This is a genomic window from Aestuariibius sp. HNIBRBA575, from assembly GCF_040932005.1.
In the GTDB taxonomy this organism is placed as follows: Bacteria; Pseudomonadota; Alphaproteobacteria; order Rhodobacterales; family Rhodobacteraceae; genus CANLNM01.
This window is the reverse complement of record NZ_CP162414.1, coordinates 488,612-507,520: the sequence shown is the minus strand read 5'-3', so window position 1 is coordinate 507,520 and position 18,909 is coordinate 488,612. Positions and strand designations below refer to the sequence as shown.

The 18,909-nt window shown below is 54.0% G+C and carries 29 protein-coding genes; 1 reads left to right on the top strand and 28 read right to left on the bottom strand.

Going from position 1 to position 18,909, the window contains the following annotated elements; translation table 11 throughout:
* Window positions 1–2: 2 nt before the first annotated feature.
* The 9 genes from AB1F12_RS02685 to AB1F12_RS02645 all read right to left on the bottom strand — a co-directional run bounded on the left by AB1F12_RS02685 (window position 3) and on the right by AB1F12_RS02645 (window position 8,046).
* Window positions 3–1,214, bottom strand: a complete 1,212-nt coding sequence (locus AB1F12_RS02685; protein ID WP_368186391.1) for an amino acid ABC transporter permease — start codon at window positions 1,212–1,214, stop codon at window positions 3–5.
* Between the two features lie 133 nt (window positions 1,215–1,347).
* Window positions 1,348–2,364, bottom strand: a complete 1,017-nt coding sequence (locus tag AB1F12_RS02680) for an amino acid ABC transporter substrate-binding protein (protein ID WP_368186389.1) — start codon at window positions 2,362–2,364, stop codon at window positions 1,348–1,350.
* 214 nt (window positions 2,365–2,578) lie between these two features.
* Window positions 2,579–3,289, bottom strand: coding sequence for an ATP12 family chaperone protein (locus tag AB1F12_RS02675; RefSeq protein ID WP_368186387.1), 711 nt, complete (start codon window positions 3,287–3,289; stop codon window positions 2,579–2,581).
* Window positions 3,290–3,291: 2 nt separating this feature from the next.
* Complete coding sequence (locus AB1F12_RS02670) at window positions 3,292–3,960, bottom strand: HAD-IA family hydrolase (RefSeq protein ID WP_368186385.1); 669 nt, start codon at window positions 3,958–3,960, stop codon at window positions 3,292–3,294.
* Window positions 3,960–5,006, bottom strand: coding sequence for an RluA family pseudouridine synthase (locus AB1F12_RS02665; protein ID WP_368186383.1), 1,047 nt, complete (start codon window positions 5,004–5,006; stop codon window positions 3,960–3,962). The genes AB1F12_RS02670 and AB1F12_RS02665 overlap by 1 nt, the downstream gene beginning before the upstream one ends.
* Window positions 5,003–5,380: a fluoride efflux transporter CrcB gene (gene crcB / locus AB1F12_RS02660; RefSeq protein WP_368186382.1), complete on the bottom strand. Its 378-nt coding sequence runs from the start codon at window positions 5,378–5,380 to the stop codon at window positions 5,003–5,005. The genes AB1F12_RS02665 and crcB overlap by 4 nt, the downstream gene beginning before the upstream one ends.
* A gap of 31 nt (window positions 5,381–5,411) precedes the next feature.
* Window positions 5,412–6,722 carry a replication-associated recombination protein A gene (locus tag AB1F12_RS02655; RefSeq protein ID WP_368186380.1) on the bottom strand — a complete coding sequence of 437 codons (1,311 nt, stop codon included), beginning with the start codon at window positions 6,720–6,722 and terminating at the stop codon, window positions 5,412–5,414.
* A 60-nt stretch (window positions 6,723–6,782) separates the two neighbouring features.
* Complete coding sequence (locus tag AB1F12_RS02650; protein ID WP_368186378.1) at window positions 6,783–7,373, bottom strand: acyl-homoserine-lactone synthase; 591 nt, start codon at window positions 7,371–7,373, stop codon at window positions 6,783–6,785.
* A 61-nt stretch (window positions 7,374–7,434) separates the two neighbouring features.
* On the bottom strand, window positions 7,435–8,046 hold the full coding sequence (locus AB1F12_RS02645; RefSeq protein ID WP_368186377.1) for an autoinducer binding domain-containing protein: 612 nt from the start codon (window positions 8,044–8,046) through the stop codon (window positions 7,435–7,437).
* A gap of 75 nt (window positions 8,047–8,121) precedes the next feature.
* Here AB1F12_RS02645 and AB1F12_RS02640 point away from each other — a divergent pair, with 75 nt between their 5' ends.
* Window positions 8,122–8,295, top strand: a complete 174-nt coding sequence (locus AB1F12_RS02640) for a hypothetical protein (protein ID WP_368186375.1) — start codon at window positions 8,122–8,124, stop codon at window positions 8,293–8,295.
* An 81-nt stretch (window positions 8,296–8,376) separates the two neighbouring features.
* Here AB1F12_RS02640 and rplQ read toward each other — a convergent pair whose 3' ends face one another.
* The 19 genes from rplQ to rpmC form a co-directional block, all read right to left on the bottom strand.
* Window positions 8,377–8,796: a 50S ribosomal protein L17 gene (gene rplQ / locus AB1F12_RS02635; RefSeq protein ID WP_368186374.1), complete on the bottom strand. Its 420-nt coding sequence runs from the start codon at window positions 8,794–8,796 to the stop codon at window positions 8,377–8,379.
* Window positions 8,797–8,910: 114 nt separating this feature from the next.
* Window positions 8,911–9,927, bottom strand: coding sequence for a DNA-directed RNA polymerase subunit alpha (locus AB1F12_RS02630; protein WP_368186372.1), 1,017 nt, complete (start codon window positions 9,925–9,927; stop codon window positions 8,911–8,913).
* A gap of 111 nt (window positions 9,928–10,038) precedes the next feature.
* Window positions 10,039–10,431 (bottom strand): 30S ribosomal protein S11, encoded by a 393-nt coding sequence (gene rpsK, locus AB1F12_RS02625; RefSeq protein ID WP_092064722.1) that lies wholly within the window; start codon window positions 10,429–10,431, stop codon window positions 10,039–10,041.
* A 13-nt stretch (window positions 10,432–10,444) separates the two neighbouring features.
* The gene (gene rpsM / locus AB1F12_RS02620; protein WP_368186371.1) at window positions 10,445–10,813 is read right to left on the bottom strand and encodes a 30S ribosomal protein S13; all 369 of its coding nucleotides are present in this window, start codon (window positions 10,811–10,813) and stop codon (window positions 10,445–10,447) included.
* A gap of 209 nt (window positions 10,814–11,022) precedes the next feature.
* Window positions 11,023–11,667 carry an adenylate kinase gene (locus AB1F12_RS02615; protein WP_368186370.1) on the bottom strand — a complete coding sequence of 215 codons (645 nt, stop codon included), beginning with the start codon at window positions 11,665–11,667 and terminating at the stop codon, window positions 11,023–11,025.
* Window positions 11,664–13,007, bottom strand: coding sequence for a preprotein translocase subunit SecY (secY, locus tag AB1F12_RS02610; RefSeq protein WP_368188233.1), 1,344 nt, complete (start codon window positions 13,005–13,007; stop codon window positions 11,664–11,666). The genes AB1F12_RS02615 and secY overlap by 4 nt, the downstream gene beginning before the upstream one ends.
* 130 nt (window positions 13,008–13,137) lie before the next feature.
* Window positions 13,138–13,605: a 50S ribosomal protein L15 gene (rplO, locus tag AB1F12_RS02605; RefSeq protein ID WP_368186369.1), complete on the bottom strand. Its 468-nt coding sequence runs from the start codon at window positions 13,603–13,605 to the stop codon at window positions 13,138–13,140.
* Between the two features lie 490 nt (window positions 13,606–14,095).
* Window positions 14,096–14,317 carry a DUF1127 domain-containing protein gene (locus AB1F12_RS02600; RefSeq protein ID WP_368186367.1) on the bottom strand — a complete coding sequence of 74 codons (222 nt, stop codon included), beginning with the start codon at window positions 14,315–14,317 and terminating at the stop codon, window positions 14,096–14,098.
* 226 nt (window positions 14,318–14,543) lie between these two features.
* Window positions 14,544–14,732: a 50S ribosomal protein L30 gene (gene rpmD / locus AB1F12_RS02595; RefSeq protein ID WP_368186366.1), complete on the bottom strand. Its 189-nt coding sequence runs from the start codon at window positions 14,730–14,732 to the stop codon at window positions 14,544–14,546.
* A 12-nt stretch (window positions 14,733–14,744) separates the two neighbouring features.
* Window positions 14,745–15,320, bottom strand: coding sequence for a 30S ribosomal protein S5 (rpsE, locus tag AB1F12_RS02590; RefSeq protein ID WP_368186365.1), 576 nt, complete (start codon window positions 15,318–15,320; stop codon window positions 14,745–14,747).
* A 111-nt stretch (window positions 15,321–15,431) separates the two neighbouring features.
* The gene (gene rplR, locus AB1F12_RS02585) at window positions 15,432–15,791 is read right to left on the bottom strand and encodes a 50S ribosomal protein L18 (RefSeq protein ID WP_368186363.1); all 360 of its coding nucleotides are present in this window, start codon (window positions 15,789–15,791) and stop codon (window positions 15,432–15,434) included.
* An 11-nt stretch (window positions 15,792–15,802) separates the two neighbouring features.
* Window positions 15,803–16,336, bottom strand: a complete 534-nt coding sequence (rplF, locus tag AB1F12_RS02580) for a 50S ribosomal protein L6 (RefSeq protein WP_368186361.1) — start codon at window positions 16,334–16,336, stop codon at window positions 15,803–15,805.
* Between the two features lie 10 nt (window positions 16,337–16,346).
* Window positions 16,347–16,736: a 30S ribosomal protein S8 gene (rpsH, locus tag AB1F12_RS02575; protein WP_368186360.1), complete on the bottom strand. Its 390-nt coding sequence runs from the start codon at window positions 16,734–16,736 to the stop codon at window positions 16,347–16,349.
* Between the two features lie 12 nt (window positions 16,737–16,748).
* A complete protein-coding gene (rpsN, locus tag AB1F12_RS02570) occupies window positions 16,749–17,054 on the bottom strand; it encodes a 30S ribosomal protein S14 (protein ID WP_368186358.1) in 306 nt (101 codons plus the stop codon).
* A gap of 12 nt (window positions 17,055–17,066) precedes the next feature.
* Window positions 17,067–17,630, bottom strand: coding sequence for a 50S ribosomal protein L5 (gene rplE / locus AB1F12_RS02565; protein WP_368186356.1), 564 nt, complete (start codon window positions 17,628–17,630; stop codon window positions 17,067–17,069).
* Window positions 17,630–17,935 (bottom strand): 50S ribosomal protein L24, encoded by a 306-nt coding sequence (gene rplX / locus AB1F12_RS02560; protein ID WP_368186354.1) that lies wholly within the window; start codon window positions 17,933–17,935, stop codon window positions 17,630–17,632. Before rplX ends, rplE begins: the two co-directional genes overlap by 1 nt.
* Window positions 17,935–18,303 carry a 50S ribosomal protein L14 gene (gene rplN, locus AB1F12_RS02555; protein WP_368186353.1) on the bottom strand — a complete coding sequence of 123 codons (369 nt, stop codon included), beginning with the start codon at window positions 18,301–18,303 and terminating at the stop codon, window positions 17,935–17,937. The genes rplX and rplN overlap by 1 nt, the downstream gene beginning before the upstream one ends.
* 78 nt (window positions 18,304–18,381) lie before the next feature.
* Entirely contained in the window at window positions 18,382–18,609 is a 228-nt protein-coding gene (gene rpsQ / locus AB1F12_RS02550) for a 30S ribosomal protein S17 (protein WP_368186351.1), read from the bottom strand.
* A gap of 4 nt (window positions 18,610–18,613) precedes the next feature.
* Window positions 18,614–18,820 (bottom strand): 50S ribosomal protein L29, encoded by a 207-nt coding sequence (gene rpmC / locus AB1F12_RS02545; protein ID WP_368186350.1) that lies wholly within the window; start codon window positions 18,818–18,820, stop codon window positions 18,614–18,616.
* Window positions 18,821–18,909: the final 89 nt, after the last annotated feature.

Here is an 18,909-nt window from a genome sequence, read left to right as displayed (position 1 = left end):
CTTTACCGCTCCTTCAGCTTAACGCTGTTGTTGTACATATTCATCGCCGTCGAAATCACGATGCTGAGAACCAGATAGAACAGTCCCATCAGCAACATTCCCTCAAGTTCGCGACCGGTTTGGTTGATGGTAATGCCGCCCAATGTGGCGCGCACATCCATGTAACCAACCGCAATCGCCAGCGATGAGTTTTTGGTCAGGTTCAGGAATTGCGAAATCAGCGGCGGGATAATCACCCGCATGGCCTGTGGCAAAACAACCAGGTTCATTGTCCGTTTTGGACGCAAACCCAGCGCGCTTGCCGCTTCGGTCTGGCCTTTGGAAACGGCCATGATCCCGGCACGCACGATTTCAGCAATAAAGGCACCCGTGTACAATGTCAGCGCCAACCAAAGCGCGATCAAAGAGTTCAGGATCTTTGCGCCACCCGTAAAGTTAAAGCGTGAGATTTCTGGGTAATCCAGTGAAACAGGACGGCCCAGAACAAAGAACGCCAACAAGGTTGGTACGATCAACAGCCCCAATGTGACCCAAGTCACGGGCAAAATGTCACCGGTTTGTTCCTGACGGGTCCGTGCATAGCGGCGGAATACGATGATCCCGACAATCGACAGCGCCAAAATTGTCAGCAATACGCCCGATCCAGACCCCCAAACCGGAGCCGGCAAGAATGTGCCCTGGCGGGTGAATGCGACGCTTTCCCACAACATCGAGGCGCTTCCGCCTTCTTTGAATTCCCGTGGGTGTGGCAGGCTTTCGTTGACGATTGCAAAGATCAGCATGATCCACAGCAGCAAAGGCACGTTGCGGAAACCTTCGACGTAGACGGTCATCAACCGACCAACGAGCCAGTTGTTGGACAGACGCAGAACCCCTGCGACCACACCGATGATTGTCGCCGAAATACAGCCGAGCACCGCCACCAGAATAGTGTTCAGAATACCAACCATCGCCGCACGTCCATGCGACATCTGGTTATCGTATTCGATCAGTTTTTGGTTGATGTCGTAACCGGCGGATTGGGTCAAAAACCCAAAGTCAAAATCTTTGCCCTGCGCGGACAAGTTTTGAACCGTGTTGTTGCCAAGCCAAGCAAAGCAAAGAACCAGCATAACCAGAACCACGAACTGGATCGTCATCGACCGGTAACGTGTATCATAGATAAGCTGACTGAGCCGAAAGCTTTCTTTCGGCAGGTCCGTTGTAATGGACATTGTGTAACTCCCTAGGTCTCCGTTCACGGGGATCATGTGCCGATTGTTTCGGCTTCACGTCCTCGGAGACTCAATAATCTTGGAGAAGAAGGAAAAAGGGCGCGGAGTGAAATCCGCGCCCCTTCCTTAGATTTTAGCGGAAAGGTGGGGAGTAGATCAGACCACCTTCGGTCCATGGTGCGTTCAGACCACGGGCCAGACCAATTGGCGAATTCTCACCAATGTTCTTTTCAAACAGCTCACCGTAGTTGCCGCCTGCCATTACAGCATTTTTCGCCCAGTCAGCGTCCAGACCCAGCATCGCGCCCAGTTCACCTTCGGTGCCCAGCAGACGGTTGATTTCTGGGTTGTCTGTACCAGCAGTCAACTCTTCGATGTTTGCGGATGTGATACCCAGCTCTTCTGCAGAGATCAGCGCGTTCAATGTCCAACGAACGATATCACCCCATTCGCTGTCGCCGTGACGAACAAGCGGGCCCAGTGGCTCTTTGGAGATGATTTCTGGCAGCAGAACATGTGCTGCTGGATCTTCGAATGTGGCACGAGTCGCGGCCAGACCAGAAGCGTCCGTTGTGTACACGTCACAAGCACCAGCCAGATACTGCTGCTGTGCTTCTGCGTTTGTTTCAATCGGCACAGGCTCGTAGCTGATGTTATTTGTGCGGAAGAAGTCAGCAAGGTTCAGCTCGGTGGTGGTCCCGGTCTGAATACAAACGGTCGCGCCGTCCAGTTCCTTAGCGGACGTTACGCCCAGTTCACGTGGAACCATGAAGCCTTGGCCGTCATAGTAGTTCACGCCAACAAATTCGAATTTCAAGTCGACATCACGGGAGAATGTCCACGTGGTGTTACGTGCCAGCATGTCGATCTGGTTGGACGCCAAAGCTGTGAAACGTGTTTGACCCGTGGTTGGTACAAACTCAACAGCAGTTGGATCGCCAAAAACAGCGGCCGCAACAGCGCGACAAACGCCAACGTCAAAACCATTCCAAACACCGTTTGCGTCAGGGGCAGCAAACCCAACGAGACCGGTGGTCACGCCACAGTTCAAGCTACCACGCGCTTTAACATCATCAAGCGTTGCAGCAGCGGATGCGCCAGCAGCAAGCCCAGCAACAGCCAAAGCGCCGTAGAATACGGATTTCATCATAGATACCTCTTCCTGAGTTTCACCCCCATCCCCGGAGGTGATTATTTTTCTACTCTCCCGATTTGGGACAGTGTTGTTCGGGGAATTTTTCCTCGACGTCGCCAGATTGGGCGAATTCATTGAAAAAGGTCAAGTGGTGTATCACAAATTACGATAACCGTTTTTCCTAAAAAACCTTCAGTTCGCAGGAGTTTTAACTGTGAGCGGAAACCGATCAGTCGTTTGTAAGCTGATAAAAGCGTGCAGCGTCCAAAAATGCGCTCTGTTTTACCGCTGACATCGCGTCTGCTTCGTCATCATGGCCCCATTGTTCGATCTGCCAGTCTTCATCAATTCGAGAAGTTAACCAAGCGTCAACTGGGTCGATTCTGCCGCGAATTACCGCAAAAGCGAGAATCAGTGAGCCCGAAATTTGCACCAGATCGTAGAATCCCGTGAGCGAAAAGGCAGACAAGTCAGCCACCCCTTCGCGCAAAGTCGACAACAAGGCGGGGTCTTGGGTCACATGCATGACACCATGGCCAATCGCCAAACGGCCGCCGAATTCCTCTGCGGCCCAATCCAATAGGGGATCCCAGGCTGCGGCTTGGCGGGCGATCAGTTCTGACGGGTCAGAGGCGCGGTAGCACAACAAATCAGACCCGCCGTATTCCGCGATCATTTCGACCACCGCAACAAAGTCTTTGGTGACTTTGTCGATGGCCGCATTGGCCGCACGGGTGACGGGCATCGTGGTCGGATCGATTTTTTCGTCCTGGGCGTCCCATTCGCGGGCGATTTCAGTGGCCAATGCATGGGTTGGCACCACCAGTGACGCCTTGGCCGGGGTTTTCACGGGACGGTCATCCAGAAAAATACCGAACCCACCCTCTATAGATTGCGCATTCGCGGTCTTCCAAAACCGCTTGGCTTTCCATTCGCTCATTTTTATCCCCAGATTTTTGGCAGCAATCCCGGCAATTGGGACATGTGTGAAATTATGTGCGGCGTGCCCAGCATTTCAGCAGGATGATATCCCCAATCGACCCCGATTCCCGGCACCTTGGCCGCGCGGGCCATATCCATGTCAAACGTCGTATCCCCAACCATCACGGTTTGGGCCGCGTCGACGCCACACTCGGACATGGCGGTGAAAATCATCGACGGGTTGGGCTTGGATGGGTGAAAATCCGACACTTGCTGGCTTTGGAAATATCCATGCAGCTGGTGGCCCTCGATCAATTTATCCAGCCCCCGTTTCGATTTGCCTGTGGCCAGTGCCAACAGCACATCATCGCGGGCCTTCAGATCATCCAGAACCTGACGCACACCGGGATAAAGCGGGCTGCTTTGATCTGCCCCGATTTCCGCGCGCAGCGTCATATAGGCGTCTTTGTAGCCCACGACCAATCGATCAATATCGGCATCCGCGCCGCTGGGATGCAGCAACCGCATCGCTTCGGGCAGGGACAAACCGACAATCGACAGGACATCGTCATGGGTCGGCGCAGGCAGACCCGCCGCCGCAAAGCTGAGCCGCATCGCCCCTGCAATATCCGCTTGGCTGTCGACCAACGTGCCATCGACATCAAAAATCACCAGACGCAGATCACTCATTACATCATGTCCTCAAACGGGTCGGCCGGCACGTCGCCTTCGCTCCAACCGACGTAATCCCATGTGCGTTTCATATGTTCGGGCAGACCGGCGGTGATCGTCAGCTCTTTGCGGGTCACAGGATGGGTGATGGTGATCGACCGCGCATGCAGTTGCAGTTTCTTGGTCAGTTCACCGCCCAGCCCCGCGCCCCAGCCATCACCAAGGTTTTCCTGACCAGTGCCGCCATATTTGCCATCGCCTGCGATCGGATGACCCATTTCGGCCATATGCGCGCGCAACTGGTGCGTGCGGCCCGTGATCGGGATCAACGCCACCCAAGACGCCCGCGGCCCCAACGTGGTCATCACCGCATAATCGGTTTCGGCACGTTTGGCATCGGGCGTAGTCTGCACTTCGGCCGGGTGAATGCAGCGCATTTTTTCGTTTTCACCGCCGCGTCCGTGACCGGGGGCTTTGACCAGACCATATTTGATCTTGCCCAGTCGGGGATAAGGCACCCCAGCGACCGCAGCCCAGTAAATTTTGCGGGTTTCTCGGGACCGGAAGGCATCCGTCAGGGATTTGGCCACCAACCGCGTGCGCGCCAACAGCAAAACACCGGATGTGTCTTTGTCCAACCGATGCACCAGACGGGGTTTGTCTTCGTAGCCGAATTTCAGCATTTCAGCCAAACCATCCACATGTCGGGTCTGTTTGCTGCCGCCTTGGCTGGGCAAACCGGGGGGTTTGTTCAGCGCGATGATATGGTCATCTTTGTAGATGACGCAGGATTGGATCAGTTTGGTATCCGCATCGCTGATCCGTTGTTTGAACGGCAACGGCGCGGGTTTGTCCACATCTGCAATCGGTGGAATACGCACCGTTTGACCCGCTGCTACCCGCGTGTTGGATTTCACCCGACCGCCATCCAGACGCAATTCGCCTTTGCGGCACATTTTTTCAATACGGCCCTGCGTGACGTTTGGAAACCGCTTGCGCAGCCAGCGATCAATGCGCTGATCGTCTTCGTCCGGGGCCACTGTGATTTGTTGAACGCCACTCATTGCAGGGCCCCTCTTGTGATCCAAAGCCCCAATGCCAGCGCCGCAAGCGACACCACAACCGAAGCAATTACATAAAGACCGGCCGCGCCGATCTGTCCGCGTTCATAGAGCGCGACCGCATCCAATGAAAACGCTGAAAACGTCGTGAACCCGCCCAGGATGCCCGTCATCAAAAACGGCCCCAAACGGGTCTGTGAAAAATGCGCCAACGCGACGATCAGAACGCCCATCAAAAACGATCCGATCACGTTCACCCCAATCGTGGCCCATGGGAACCCCGTCCCAAACAGCCGTCCAACCCCAACCGAGGTCAGATACCGAGCGGATGCACCGATGGCCCCGCCAAGGGCAACTTGAAGCAGCGTTAAAAACATGGGCTGCTAGTGACCCTGCCCGCGCCAAGAGTCAACCGTTGCGCTTGGCCCGCAGCTTGGCGAAATAGTCGACCCGTTTTTTCAGGTCCCGTTCAAAGCCGCGATCCACGGGATCGTAGAATTTAGGGCGCTCCATCGTGTCGGGGAAATAGTTCTGACCTGAAAACCCGTCTTCGGCGTCGTGATCATAGGCATAGCCAGCGCCATATCCCTGATCCTCCATCAAGGATGTAGCCGCGTTCAGGATATGTTTGGGCGGTGGTTCGGACCCGGTGGATTTGGCCGCAACACGCGCCGCTTTGTAGGCGGCGTAACCGGCGTTGGTTTTTGGGGCCAGCGCCAGATAGATCACCGCCTGCGCCAATGCCAATTCGCCTTCGGGGCTGCCTAAACGTTCATAGGTTTCCCACGCTTGCAGGCAAATGCCCTGCGCCTGCGGGTCCGCCAATGCGATATCTTCGACGGCCATCCGGGTTAGACGGCGGGCCAGATAACGTGGGTCTTCGCCGCCTTCTAACATGCGCGCATACCAATATAGGGCCGCATCCGGGTCAGATCCCCGCACCGATTTATGCAAGGCCGAAATCAAATTGTAATGTTCGTCGCCGTCTTTGTCGTATTTCGCCGCCCGTTTCATCAGCCGTTTGGCCAATTGTTCGGGGGTCAGGTCTGTGTCAACTTTCCATGCGGCGACCTGTTCGATCAGGTTAAGCAGCGCGCGCCCGTCCCCATCCGCCATATCCAGCAATTGCCCGCGCGCACGTGCGTCCAGCGGCAACCTGCGGTCCAGCTCGGCTTCGGCGCGTTTGGCCAGTTTTTCAAGGTCATCATTGTCCAGCCGTTCCAGAACCAACACTTGCGACCGGCTTAGGACCGCGGCGTTTAATTCAAAGGATGGGTTTTCGGTCGTAGCGCCCACCAACAGGATGGTGCCGTCTTCCATATGGGGTAAAAACCCGTCTTGTTGGGCTTTGTTGAACCGGTGGATTTCATCCACAAACAGCAACGTCCCCTGCCCGTTCTGACGCCGAATTTTCGCGCCTTCGAACACTTTGCGCAGGTCCGGCATCCCGGTGAAAATCGCCGATATCTGAACGAAATGCAGATCGGTTTCATCGGCCAGCAAACGCGCGATGGTGGTTTTGCCCACGCCCGGTGGCCCCCAGAACACCAAAGACGACAATGACCCGGATGACAACATCACCCCCAAAGGAGCATCAGGGCCCAATACTTGGCTCTGGCCAATCACATCTGACAGTTTTTGCGGACGCAACCGATCCGCCAAAGGACGGGGTCCAGTAACGACAGGTTCAGATGCGGATTGATTGAATAGATCGGGCATAGTCGCAACCTATGCGTCCTGCCCGATCTGCGCCATATCCCCCCGGACAAAAAGGGGCAATTAATGCAGTTGAGTCGAGAAATCGATCCAAACGGCCTGATAATCAATGCCGCCCATATTCATGTTGCGCCCAGCGGGCTGCATTTCTAGACGGCACCGCGACGCCCACCGGCCCCAATTGGACGGCAGCAGCGCGATCATACGGCTAATGCCTTCGGTGCGACTGGTGCGCAGCATTTCCAAAACCAGCTTCATCCGCACCTTTTGACGTTGGGCTGCGGGCAGATCAGCGGTGATAAACCCGCGCGTTACCTCCCATGTTTGGGGATCAATTGGTGCTGATTGATACAACAGATCCGACGGGATCGAATCCAATAGCCCGTTTTGCGCATCGCGGATCATATAGGAATACATGCCGCATTTGGCCGTTGTGGGCGTCAGCCGCAGGCCGGCCAGAACCTGACCACAATCGCTGTGGACAGCCAACCAACGGGACACGGGCGTGTCGTATTGGTCATATTCCATGCCCATGGTTTCGGGCAGGTTCCATTGACGCTGAACAATGAATGATTCGCGTCGTGCGCGAAAAATATTCGCGAAAAGTTCGCCATGGTTGTGCATGTTGGCAAAAGAAAGGGTCGTGGATTGCATGGGGTTTCTCCTCCAGGCAGGGTTAGGGATACACAACCCTGCTGAAGATCCCCGATGGGCGTCAGAGCAGCCTGTAATCCCGCGCCCGCTGAATTGCTTCGGCCGTTGTACGGGCCAAGAGCGAATTCCGAGCAGAGGTAAGACGTGCCTTTAACGCACTTTCTGAAATATTCAGTTTCGCGGCGGCAGCTGCGTGACGGTCCCCCTCGGCGATTAATCGCAGGGCCTCGATTTGGGCGTCCGTCAAGGACTTCGGGGGCTCGGTGATGTCATGCAGCATTTGTATAAGTCGGGCGAATTCGGTGATTTCATCATCGGTGAATTCGCGATCCGCACGTGCAGCAGATGCAATCGTGCGTGATTTCATATGCCCACAAGATACAGCAAGACCATAAATCATACCGTGTTCCGCAGCCTGTCCGAATATATCGAACGGGTCAGGAATCGTAATTTCGCTCCATCGTTTTGATCCAACCTCACTAAACCCCCAGGCAATGATCGGATCTCGAAGCGCATAGACCTCCTCTGTATATTTGTCGGCCCATTCCTGCGGAAAGGACTGATGGTGTAACAATGGCAATGCAAAACGAATATGAAGGGCGAAAAAGAAACCACTCGGCGCCATCGCGCCAAGTTGTTTTGTGTGCAGCTCAATTCCCGACCTCATAGACATGTCTTTTTAGACAAGTTGCTTTGTCTGAGGTCAACCTTAAATTGTACACATCACTAGTACATAAGAGGTATTCAAATGCAGCACACCGACTACGATGTCGTTGACCGATTCAGTGGGCTGAGCGACATGGACCTGTCGTTAATCTTTGATTTTGTTGGCACATTTGGCGCTGACAAAGATAATGAGGACGGCGTTTCTACAGGGGATCGGGCGATTCCCCGTTCAACAGATTCTGCGGGTCACGAATAGTTCACATAACCTAACGTCACAAACGCAAAAAGCCCCGTCACATGACGGGGCTTTCGTGTTTAGGTTGTAACCCAAACGTTATTAGTCTTCGGCAGCCATTTCAGCTTCTACGCGAGCACGATCGTTTGCGCCTTTGGCGTCAACGTCACGGTCAACGAATTCGATAATCGCCATTGGTGCCATGTCGCCATAACGGAAGCCAGCTTTCATCACACGCACATAACCACCTTGGCGGTCTTTGTAACGTGGGCCCAAGATGTCGAACAATTTTGCGACATACTGGTCTTGCTTCAGACGTGCACCGGCCTGACGGCGGGCGTGCAGATCGCCACGTTTGCCCAGCGTGATCAGTTTTTCGATGATCGGCTTCAGCTCTTTGGCTTTTGGCAATGTGGTTTTGATCTGTTCGTGTTCAATCAAAGAACCGGCCATGTTTGCGAACATTGCTTTGCGGTGTTCGTGGGTCCGGTTCAGGCGGCGGTAGCCTCGTGCGTGGCGCATTTTAAATTCCTAACGTTTGTTTTGCTTTGTCTGGGGTGGGATGCGTGTCCGACCCTCTCCTTGGGGCTGAATGCCCAGTCGTATGAGAGGCGCCAGCGGCGCCCCTCGAAAGATTTAGAACTGGTCTTCGAATTTCTTCGCCAGATCTTCGATATTGTCCGGTGGCCAATCCTCGACATCCATGCCCAGATGCAGACCCATGCCTGACAGGACCTCTTTGATTTCGTTCAAAGATTTCCGGCCAAAGTTTGGTGTGCGCAGCATTTCTGCTTCGGTTTTCTGGATCAGATCGCCGATGTAAACGATGTTGTCGTTTTTCAGGCAGTTTGCGGAACGGACAGACAGTTCCAGCTCGTCTACCTTCTTCAGCAGCAATGGGTTGAATTCCAGACCATCGTCGTCCTGAGATGCTTGCGCAGCCTCTGGTTCGTCGAAGTTCACGAAAATCGACAGCTGGTCCTGCAGGATACGTGCAGCATAAGCCACAGCGTCGTCCGGCGTGATGGATCCGTCTGTTTCGACCTTCATGGTCAGTTTGTCATAATCCAGAACCTGACCTTCACGGGTTGGCTGAACGTCATAGCTGACTTTCTTAACCGGTGAATAGATCGCATCGATGGAAATCATGCCAATCGGCGCGTCTTCTGGTTTGTTTTTATCGGCGGCCACATAGCCTTTGCCTGTGTTCACGGTCAATTCCATGTACAGGTCAGCGCCGTCATCCAAGTGACAGATCACGTGGTCTTTGTTCAGAACCTCGATGCCAGCGGATTCAGAAATGTCAGCAGCGGTGACAACACCGGGGCCTTTTGCCTGAACCGACAAACGCTTTGGACCTTCGGCTTCCATGCGGATGGAAACACCTTTGAGGTTCAGAACGATGTCTGTGACGTCTTCACGAACGCCTGCAACGGATGAAAATTCGTGCAGAACATTGTCGATTTGAACGCTGGTGATCGCTGCGCCCTGAAGCGAGCTCAGCAAAACGCGGCGCAGCGCGTTCCCCAGAGTGAGGCCAAAGCCACGCTCAAGCGGTTCAGCAACAACAGTTGCCTGACGCGCGGGATCGTTGCCGGGTTTGATTTCCAGCTGCGTAGGCTTGATCAATTCAGCCCAATTCTTGTGGATCATGCGTCCCTCCATTCTTGTCTGCCTTTCCATGTCCTAAAAGGCAAACGCCCGAGGTTTCAAAATGACGGATTGGGGCCGCGCAATACGGGGCCCCAAAGCAGTTTATTAGGATTATACGCGGCGACGCTTTGGTGGGCGGCAGCCGTTATGGGCCATTGGTGTCACGTCACGGATCGATGTGATGTTGAAACCAGCAGCAGCCAAAGCACGCAGAGCCGATTCACGGCCAGAGCCGGGGCCCTGAACTTCGACTTCTAGTGTTTTAACGCCATGTTCCTGCGCTTTTTTGCCAGCATCCTCAGCAGCCATTTGCGCCGCATAAGGTGTGGATTTCCGCGAGCCTTTGAAGCCCATAGTACCGGCGGACGACCATGCGATCGCGTTGCCCTGTACGTCGGAAATCAGGATTTTGGTGTTGTTGAAGCTGGAATTTACGTGTGCAACGCCAGCAGCGATGTTCTTGGAGACCTTTTTCTTGCCCCCACGACGGGTATCACGAGCCATTGATCAGATTCCCTTATTTCTTCTTACCAGCAATGGCCTTTGCAGGACCTTTGCGAGTACGAGCGTTAGTGTGTGTACGCTGGCCGCGAACGGGCAGGTTACGACGGTGACGCAGGCCGCGGTAGCAACCCAGATCCATCAGGCGTTTGATGTTCATCTGAACTTCACGACGCAGGTCACCTTCAACGGTGAAGTTAGCATCGATGTGCTCGCGGATGGCCAGAACTTCGGAATCGGACAGCTCGTTAACACGACGTGTGACGTCGATTTTAACAGCTTCGCAGATAGCGGCAGCCGAAGTCGGGCCGATACCGGTGATATAAGTGAGGGCGATTGGAACCCGCTTTGCAGCTGGGATGTTCACGCCGGCAATACGTGCCACGTTTGATCTTCCTTTTCGTTGCGAGCCCGTCATGCCGGGCCCTTTTTTCACAACATAAGCCCGAGGCGAACCGCGGGCCGATATCATAATTCGAGGTGTTTCTGAAACCATCAGGTGCGACCCGATTCTCTCAGACTTATCCCTAGGGGGATGGGGCTATTTATTGGGCTGACGGGTGACCGTCAACCCCCTGTCAAGGATATTGTGTCTCAACCCAAAATTGAGGCGATGGATGCTTTCACATCTTCGATCTCACCCAAACCATCCACAGATTGCAGCTGGCCTTTGGCATAATAGTAGCCAATCAACGGCGAGGTCTGTTTGTAATAGGCCAACAGACGGGTTTTCAGGCTGTCTTCGTTGTCGTCTGCACGACGTTTGAAGTTGGACCCGCCGCAATTTGTGCATTTCTCATCTGCGGGGATCGGTTTGGTGTTGTCGTTATAGACCTCACCGCAATCACCACAGGTGGACCGGGCCGTGATCCGGGCGACCAGCGCCTGATCATCCACGGACATTTCCACCACGTGATCCAAGCTTTGACCCATTTCGATCAGCAATTCACCCAATGCATCCGCCTGCGCCAATGTGCGTGGGAACCCATCAAAGATGTATCCCCCAGCGGCACCGCCAGCATTCAGTTTCTCGCGGATCAGGCCGATGACGATTTCATCCGTAACCAGGTCACCACGCGCAATAACATCCGCAACCAATTTGCCCATCTCAGAGCCACTGGCCTGTGCGTCGCGCAGCATATCCCCGGTGGACAGCTGCACCATGTCACGTTCTTCAACAAGGATCCGCGCTTGCGTTCCTTTACCGGCACCCGGTGGTCCTAGCAGAATGATATTCATCGACGAGCTGGCCCCCTTGACCGTTTCTTTTTACCGCGTTTGCCGCTCAGCTGGCTTTTCTCGATCAGACCTTCGTACTGATGCGCCAACAGATGCGACTGAATTTGCTGAATTGTATCCATACCAACCGACACGATAATCAGGATCGATGTCCCGCCGAAATAGAACGGAATGGACAATTGCGCGCGCATGATTTCAGGCAACAACGCAACTAGTGCCAGATAGGATGACCCCAAAACCAAGATACGTGTCACAACGTAATCCAGATATTCCGCCGTGCGTTTGCCCGGACGAATACCGGGGACAAACCCGTTTTGGTTTTTCAGGTTATCGGCAACTTCGTCAGTCTTAAACGCCACTTCCTTGGTGTAGAAATAGGTGAAAAAGATGATCATCGCCGAGAAGAAGATCAGATAAAGCGGCTGACCGGGGCCAAAATACGCCAGAATGGTCGACATGATTGGGCTGGTCGATCCGCTGCTGAACGTCGCCAAGGTGGTAGGCAACAACAACAAAGCAGATGCAAAGATCGCGGGGATCACACCGGCGGGGTTCACTTTGATCGGCAGATGGCTTGAACCGCCATCATATACCTTCATGCCCACCTGACGGCGTGGATATTGAATGTGGATTTTGCGCAAAGAGCGTTCCATGAACACCACAAAGGCCAGCGTGCCGATCACCATCAGGATCACACCGATTGTGGCCGCAGGGCTGATCGCTCCGGACTGGCCTTGGCTCAGGAACTGGGCCATGGCGGCGGGAACTTCGGCGATGATGCCCACAAAGATGATCAACGAAATGCCATTGCCGATGCCGCGTGCGGTGATTTGTTCACCCAGCCACATCAGGAACATGGTGCCCCCGACCAGCGTAATAATGCACGACGCCATAAAGAAGCTGCCGGGATTGGACACAAGTCCCCCCGCCTGCAAAGAACTGGCCATCGCAACCGCCTGCCCCGTGGCCAGAACCACAGTGGCGTAACGGGTGTATTGGTTCAGCTTTTTACGCCCCTGTTCGCCTTCTTTTTTCAGCTGTTTCAGTGGTTCCCACATCGAGCCAAGCAGCTGCATGATAATGGACGCCGAAATGTAGGGCATGATGCCGAGGGCAAAAATACCCATCCGGCTCAGCGCGCCACCGGTGAACATCGACAGAATACCGCCGATACCCGCTGCGGCATCCTCCATAAAGTTGCGCAACGCGTCCGGGTCGATACCGGGCACGGGGACAAAGGTCCCCAGACGGTAAACGATCAACAGACCGAGGGTGAACAGAATACGTTGGCGAAGCTCGGTCGCCTTACCCAGAGCGCTCCAGCTCAGGTTGGAGGCCATTTGCTCTGCTGCTGATGCCATGTGATTGGGCTCTCTATCTCATGAACGCGCCGCCAAACCGGTGTCCCCGGTCGGCGGCGCTGGAAACTCTAATAGACATGTAAGCAGCGTTGGCGCTGCTCACAATACCTTATTCGGCAGCAGCTGCTGCTACAGTCAACGAACCGCCGGCTTTTTCGACCGCTTCGATGGCGCCTTTGGACGCACCGGTCACTGTGATCGTGACTTTCGCGGTCAGTTCGCCTTTGCCCAGAACGCGGATACCGTCCAGTTTGCGGCGCACCAGACCAGAAGAAACCAATGTGTCTTCGGTGATGTCTTTGGCGTCGATTTTCTTTTCGTCGATGAATTTCTGGATCAGGCCCAGGTTCACAACAGCAAAAGATTTCTGGTTTGGCTTGTTGAAACCACGTTTTGGCAAACGTTGGTACAATGGCATTTGACCGCCTTCGTAGCCTTTGATCGCAACACCCGAGCGGGACTTTTGACCCTTGATACCACGGCCACCCATTTTACCCTTGCCAGAGCCGGGACCACGGCCAACACGCATACGTTTCTTCGTTGCGCCCGGATTGTCGTGCAGTTCATTCAATTTCATGTCGCTATCTCCTTTGCCGGAACGGCCCACCCAGCGACGGGAACGGGCCAACACGGCGTTTGCAATTGATTCTATAGCCTCGCATGGCCACCGGGCGCGTATAAACGTCCCGCTTTATCGGCACAAGTGTTTTGAAGAATTCGCCTCAGTTAGTGGCAATGCACAGTATTCGTAGCAGTCCTCAGATGGCAACATTGACCAGCAGGGGAACTTTTTCGGCACCCGCCACCATGCGCCACGTGCTCTTGAGTTGAAACTCCGTTCAAATTGGTTGGTATTTCTGCGAATACAGCCCCAGCTAGCACAAAAAATGACAAAACAATTATAGACGCAGTTTTCATTTGATATTCCAATTCATTAACAACTACAGAGAGCATTAACGCTTGGTTAACCAATGCGCAAGTTGAGGAAAACCCGACTTTCTGATCATTGATTAAAACGCAAAACGCCCCGGAGAATCCGAGGCGTCAGCGAAACAATATGATGGCGATTACATCCCTTGGATGTGTGCCCGCGCGATGTCTTCGATTTGAAAACGGGCGATGCCGATATCAGCCAAACCGCGATCATTCATCTGAGACAGCTCTGAAATGATCCGGTTATATTCAGACCGCCGATGGGCCGCTGCGCGCATGTTTTCGGCAATGGACCCAAAGAAATGGGCCAGGGTGAAACCAAAAGTGGGCGCGGTGTGTGTTGTTGTAAGTGTCATGGTATTTCCTAAATCTGCGGGGCCGTATTGCCCGGCTTGCTTAATCTCTGTCTTGTTGACAGGCTTGATTTAGGGGCGATTGGTGGCGCTAACAACGTCAGATAAGGTCAACCCGCTATGCGGAAACAGCATGGCCATGATCCCCGACATATGCACAAACGAAAAACGCCCCGGCGTTTCCACCGGGGCGTCTAAAACTGTCTAAATCATGGGATTTCCCGGTGATTTAGCCCTTCTCTTCGATGATCTCGACGAGGTGAGGGATTTTGTTGACCATGCCGCGTACAGAAGGTGTGTCTTCTAGTTCACGGGTGCGGTTCATTTTGTTGAGGCCAAGGCCAACAAGCGTAGCGCGCTGGTCGGCGGGGCGACGGATCGGAGAACCGATCTGTTTAACAACGATGGTTTTAGCCATTTGTCAGTCTCCTTACGCGTCTGCGTCTGCGGGCGCAGCAGCAGGTGCTTCGTCACGCTTTGGCAGAATGTCAGCAACTTTTTTGCCGCGACGTTGAGCAACAGAGCGTGGGCTCTGCTCTTTGGTCAGGCCGTTCAAAGTTGCACGGATCATGTTGTATGGGTTCTGAGAGCCGATCGATTTCGACACAACATCCTGAACACCCAACATTTCGAACACAGCACGCATTGGACCACCAGCAATGATACCAGTACCTTGTGGTGCAGTGCGCATCACAACTTTACCGGCACCGTGGCGACCTTCTACGTCGTGGTGCAATGTACGGCCTTCTTTCAGCTGCACGCGCATCATTTGACGCTTGGCTTGCTCAGTGGCTTTACGAATGGCCTCAGGGACCTCTTTCGCTTTACCTTTGCCAAAGCCGACGCGGCCTTTTTGGTCGCCAACAACAACAAGAGCTGCGAAGCCGAAACGCTTACCACCCTTTACGGTTTTGGAAACACGGTTGATCGCGACAAGGCGATCCTGAAACTCAGGAGTTTCGTCACGGTCGCGGCGATTGCCACGGCGATTTTCACGTTCTGCCATGAGGCATTCCTTTTCTGCTGACGCCTGCGCGTCAAAATAGGTCAATCCTAGTGGACCCCACCGAAATGGCGCCCCTGGATCATCGGGGCGGCGCGAACGCCGCCCACACGATTAGATTTTCAGACCACCTTCACGCGCAGCGTCGGCCAGAGCCTTCACTTTGCCGTGGAAGAGGAAACCACCGCGGTCGAAATATGCTTCGGTCACACCAGCCGCTTTTGCGCGCTCGGCGATCGTTGCACCCACCTTGGTGGCGGCTTCGACGTTGTTTTTGCCAACATAACCCAGATCTTTTTCCAGAGTGGAAGCAGATGCCAGTGTTACGCCCTGAACATCGTCGATCAGCTGAACGCTGATGTTCTTGCTCGAGCGGTGAACGGACAGACGTGCCCGGCCAGCGTTGACTTTGCGAAGTTTGTTCCGAACGCGCAGGCGGCGCTTCAGAAACAGGGTTCTTTTGCTGTTTGCCATTTTTTGCGTCCTTACTTCTTCTTGCCTTCTTTGCGGAAGATGTACTCGTCCACATACTTGATGCCTTTGCCTTTGTATGGCTCTGGCTTACGCCAAGCGCGGATATTCGCCGCGACCTGACCAACAAGCTGTGAATCGGTACCTTCCACAACGATCTGGGTTGGCTTAGGAGCCGTCACCGTCACGCCTTGGGGCACTTCAAAGTTTACTTCGTGGGAATAGCCCAGGTTCAGCTTCAGGATGTTGCCCTGCATAGCTGCCCGATAACCAACACCGTTGATTTCAAGCTCTTTCTTGAAACCGTCGGTGACGCCAGTCACGAGGTTCTGAACCATAGTGCGGGACATGCCCCACTGTTGACGGGCGCGCTTGGATTTGCCGCGGGGCTCTACCGAAACAGAGTTATCCGCAACAACCAGCGTCACATCGTCGGTTGCGTTGAAGGAATGGGTCCCCTTGGGGCCTTTCACTTCGATGGTCTGACCTGACACAGAGGCTGTTACACCGCTGGGCAGTTCGACCGCTTTCTTACCAATACGAGACATCGATCGCTCCTTAGAAGACCGTGCAAAGTACTTCGCCGCCAACATTGTTGGAACGAGCATTTGCATCCGACATCACACCCCGAGAGGTGGAGACAATCGACACACCCAAGCCCTGACGGACCGCTGGGATGTCTTTGACATTCACGTAAACGCGGCGGCCAGGTTTAGAAACCCGCTTCACTTCGCGAATAACAGGAGTGCCTTCGTAATATTTCAGGCTGATGTCGAAAGCGGGGTGGCCTTCAACTTCGGTTTTTTCGTAACCGCGGATGTAGCCTTCGTCGGCCAGCACATCCAGAACCCAGCCGCGCAATTTGGAAGCTGGTGTCGAAACAACAGATTTCCCACGCATTTGGCCGTTACGAATACGGGTCAGCATATCACCGATAGGATCGTTCATAATCTGATCTCCTTACCAGCTGGATTTAACCATGCCCGGAATCTGGCCATTCGAGCCCAGTTCGCGCAGCATGATACGGCTGACTTTCAGCTTACGGTAATAGGCGTGTGGACGCCCAGTAAGCTGGCAGCGGTTGTGAAGACGGGTCGGAGCAGAGTTCCGGGGCAGTTTGGCAAGGTCCAAACGAGCCTTAAAACGCTCTTCCATCGATTTGGAGTCGTCGTTCGCGATTTCTTTCAGAGCAGCGCGCTTGGCAGCATATTGCTTCACCAGCTTTTCGCGTTTCTTTTCGCGTTCGATCATTGCTTTTTTAGCCATTGATCAGATCCTTTAGCTGTTGAAGGGCATGTTGAAATGCGTCAACAGGCTCTTTGCTTCAGCGTCATTGTCAGCGGTTGTTGCGATGACAATATCCATGCCCCAGGCTTCGTCGATCTTATCGAAGTCGATTTCTGGGAAGACGATGTGTTCCTTGATACCCATGGCATAGTTGCCACGACCATCAAAGCTGGTGCCGGAAACGCCGCGGAAGTCACGAACGCGTGGCAGAGCAACAGTGATCAAACGATCAAGGAATTCATACATCCGGTCGCCGCGCAGGGTCACCTTGGTGCCCAATGGCATGTCTTCGCGAACGCGGAAACCAGCGATGGATTTTTTAGCTTTGGTCATAACAGCGTTTTGACCAGCAATGGTTGTCAGATCAGCCTGAGCGGATTTGGCTTTTTTGCTGTCTTTAACAGCAGCAGCGCCACACCCGATGTTCAGAACGATTTTATCCAGACGCGGGATCTGCATGTCGTTCTTATAGCCGAACTCTTCTTTCATCGCTGCGCGGATCTTTTCGCGAAACTCTGTTTTCAGACGCGGGGTATAAGTTGCGTTATCCAACATTAGATTACGTCCCCCGTGGTTTTCGCAAAACGAACCTTTTTGTCGCCATCCATACGGAAGCCAACACGGGTTGCTTTGCCATTTGCGTCTACGATCGACAGGTTGGACAGCTCAATCGGCATTGCCTTTGGCTGACGGCCACCTTGGTCGGTCTGGCTTGGCTTTACGTGACGAACAGCGATGTTCACGCCTTCGACAACGGCCTTGCCTGCGGATGGGTTCACAGATGAAATCTCACCGGTTTTGCCCTTGTCCTTACCGGCAAGCACAACAACCTTATCACCTTTGCGGAGTTTAGCAGCCATTACAGCACCTCCGGCGCAAGTGAGATGATTTTCATGAAGTTTTTCGCACGCAACTCACGAACAACTGGCCCAAAGATACGGGTGCCAACTGGCTCGTTGTTGTTGTTCAGGATGACGGCGGCATTGCCATCAAACCGGATGGCTGTCCCATCTTCGCGACGTACTTCTTTGGCGGTACGAACGACGACGGCTTTGCGCACGTCACCTTTCTTAACACGCCCACGTGGGATGGCTTCTTTCACCGATACTACGATGATGTCACCAACCGACGCATAACGACGGTGTGAACCGCCGAGGACCTTGATGCACTGAACTCGGCGAGCGCCTGAGTTATCAGCAACATCCAGATTGGTCTGCATCTGGATCATTTGGTTTCTCCCGACCTGTGGGGGGGCTTATGACCTGCCCAAGTCCCCAGGGTTTCGATTAAGCTGTTCTGCCTTCGCTTACGCGATGACTTCCCAACGCTTGGTTTTCGACTTAGGCGCACATTCTTGGATGCGAACTGTATCACCTACGCTGAACTGGTTGTTTTCGTCGTGGGCCCGGTATTTTTTGGACTTACGAACGATTTTGTGCATCTGAGGATGCTTAAAGCGACGCTCAACAGACACGGTTACGGTCTGTTCGTTCTGGTTGCTGGTTACAACACCTGAAAGGATACGTTTGGGCATAGGATTAAGCCTCCGATGCGGCCGCTGCGGCCTTTTCATTCAGGATTGTTTTTACACGTGCGGCGCCGCGCTTAACGTCGCGCATGCGTGCAGTGTTTTCGAGTTGGCCAGTCGCCTGCTGGAAGCGCAGGTTAAAGGCTTCCTTTTTCAGCGAAGCAAGCTCTTCCCGGAGCTGATCCGGTGTCTTGTCACGTAGTTCCTGGGCGTTCATGCGCCTTTTCCTTTATTCAACATCACCAGACGGCCCCCCAAAGGGTCACCGCGCAACTGGTGGAGTTCGTGAAATACCCGAATCCCCCG

Bases quoted from the DNA above. Each gene is read 5' to 3' on its own strand.
- AB1F12_RS02685 (WP_368186391.1), bottom strand. From the start codon at position 1,214: ATGTCCATTACAACGGACCTGCCGAAAGAAAGCTTTCGGCTCAGTCAG.
- AB1F12_RS02680 (WP_368186389.1), bottom strand. From the start codon at position 2,364: ATGATGAAATCCGTATTCTACGGCGCTTTGGCTGTTGCTGGGCTTGCT.
- AB1F12_RS02675 (WP_368186387.1), bottom strand. From the start codon at position 3,289: ATGAGCGAATGGAAAGCCAAGCGGTTTTGGAAGACCGCGAATGCGCAA.
- AB1F12_RS02670 (WP_368186385.1), bottom strand. From the start codon at position 3,960: ATGAGTGATCTGCGTCTGGTGATTTTTGATGTCGATGGCACGTTGGTC.
- AB1F12_RS02665 (WP_368186383.1), bottom strand. From the start codon at position 5,006: ATGAGTGGCGTTCAACAAATCACAGTGGCCCCGGACGAAGACGATCAG.
- crcB (WP_368186382.1), bottom strand. From the start codon at position 5,380: ATGTTTTTAACGCTGCTTCAAGTTGCCCTTGGCGGGGCCATCGGTGCA.
- AB1F12_RS02655 (WP_368186380.1), bottom strand. From the start codon at position 6,722: ATGCCCGATCTATTCAATCAATCCGCATCTGAACCTGTCGTTACTGGA.
- AB1F12_RS02650 (WP_368186378.1), bottom strand. From the start codon at position 7,373: ATGCAATCCACGACCCTTTCTTTTGCCAACATGCACAACCATGGCGAA.
- AB1F12_RS02645 (WP_368186377.1), bottom strand. From the start codon at position 8,046: ATGTCTATGAGGTCGGGAATTGAGCTGCACACAAAACAACTTGGCGCG.
- AB1F12_RS02640 (WP_368186375.1), top strand. From the start codon at position 8,122: ATGCAGCACACCGACTACGATGTCGTTGACCGATTCAGTGGGCTGAGC.
- rplQ (WP_368186374.1), bottom strand. From the start codon at position 8,796: ATGCGCCACGCACGAGGCTACCGCCGCCTGAACCGGACCCACGAACAC.
- AB1F12_RS02630 (WP_368186372.1), bottom strand. From the start codon at position 9,927: ATGATCCACAAGAATTGGGCTGAATTGATCAAGCCTACGCAGCTGGAA.
- rpsK (WP_092064722.1), bottom strand. From the start codon at position 10,431: ATGGCTCGTGATACCCGTCGTGGGGGCAAGAAAAAGGTCTCCAAGAAC.
- AB1F12_RS02615 (WP_368186370.1), bottom strand. From the start codon at position 11,667: ATGAATATCATTCTGCTAGGACCACCGGGTGCCGGTAAAGGAACGCAA.
- secY (WP_368188233.1), bottom strand. From the start codon at position 13,007: ATGGCCTCCAACCTGAGCTGGAGCGCTCTGGGTAAGGCGACCGAGCTT.
- rplO (WP_368186369.1), bottom strand. From the start codon at position 13,605: ATGAAATTGAATGAACTGCACGACAATCCGGGCGCAACGAAGAAACGT.
- AB1F12_RS02600 (WP_368186367.1), bottom strand. From the start codon at position 14,317: ATGACACTTACAACAACACACACCGCGCCCACTTTTGGTTTCACCCTG.
- rpmD (WP_368186366.1), bottom strand. From the start codon at position 14,732: ATGGCTAAAACCATCGTTGTTAAACAGATCGGTTCTCCGATCCGTCGC.
- rpsE (WP_368186365.1), bottom strand. From the start codon at position 15,320: ATGGCAGAACGTGAAAATCGCCGTGGCAATCGCCGCGACCGTGACGAA.
- rplR (WP_368186363.1), bottom strand. From the start codon at position 15,791: ATGGCAAACAGCAAAAGAACCCTGTTTCTGAAGCGCCGCCTGCGCGTT.
- rplF (WP_368186361.1), bottom strand. From the start codon at position 16,336: ATGTCTCGTATTGGTAAGAAAGCGGTCGAACTGCCCAGCGGTGTAACA.
- rpsH (WP_368186360.1), bottom strand. From the start codon at position 16,736: ATGAACGATCCTATCGGTGATATGCTGACCCGTATTCGTAACGGCCAA.
- rpsN (WP_368186358.1), bottom strand. From the start codon at position 17,054: ATGGCTAAAAAAGCAATGATCGAACGCGAAAAGAAACGCGAAAAGCTG.
- rplE (WP_368186356.1), bottom strand. From the start codon at position 17,630: ATGTTGGATAACGCAACTTATACCCCGCGTCTGAAAACAGAGTTTCGC.
- rplX (WP_368186354.1), bottom strand. From the start codon at position 17,935: ATGGCTGCTAAACTCCGCAAAGGTGATAAGGTTGTTGTGCTTGCCGGT.
- rplN (WP_368186353.1), bottom strand. From the start codon at position 18,303: ATGATCCAGATGCAGACCAATCTGGATGTTGCTGATAACTCAGGCGCT.
- rpsQ (WP_368186351.1), bottom strand. From the start codon at position 18,609: ATGCCCAAACGTATCCTTTCAGGTGTTGTAACCAGCAACCAGAACGAA.
- rpmC (WP_368186350.1), bottom strand. From the start codon at position 18,820: ATGAACGCCCAGGAACTACGTGACAAGACACCGGATCAGCTCCGGGAA.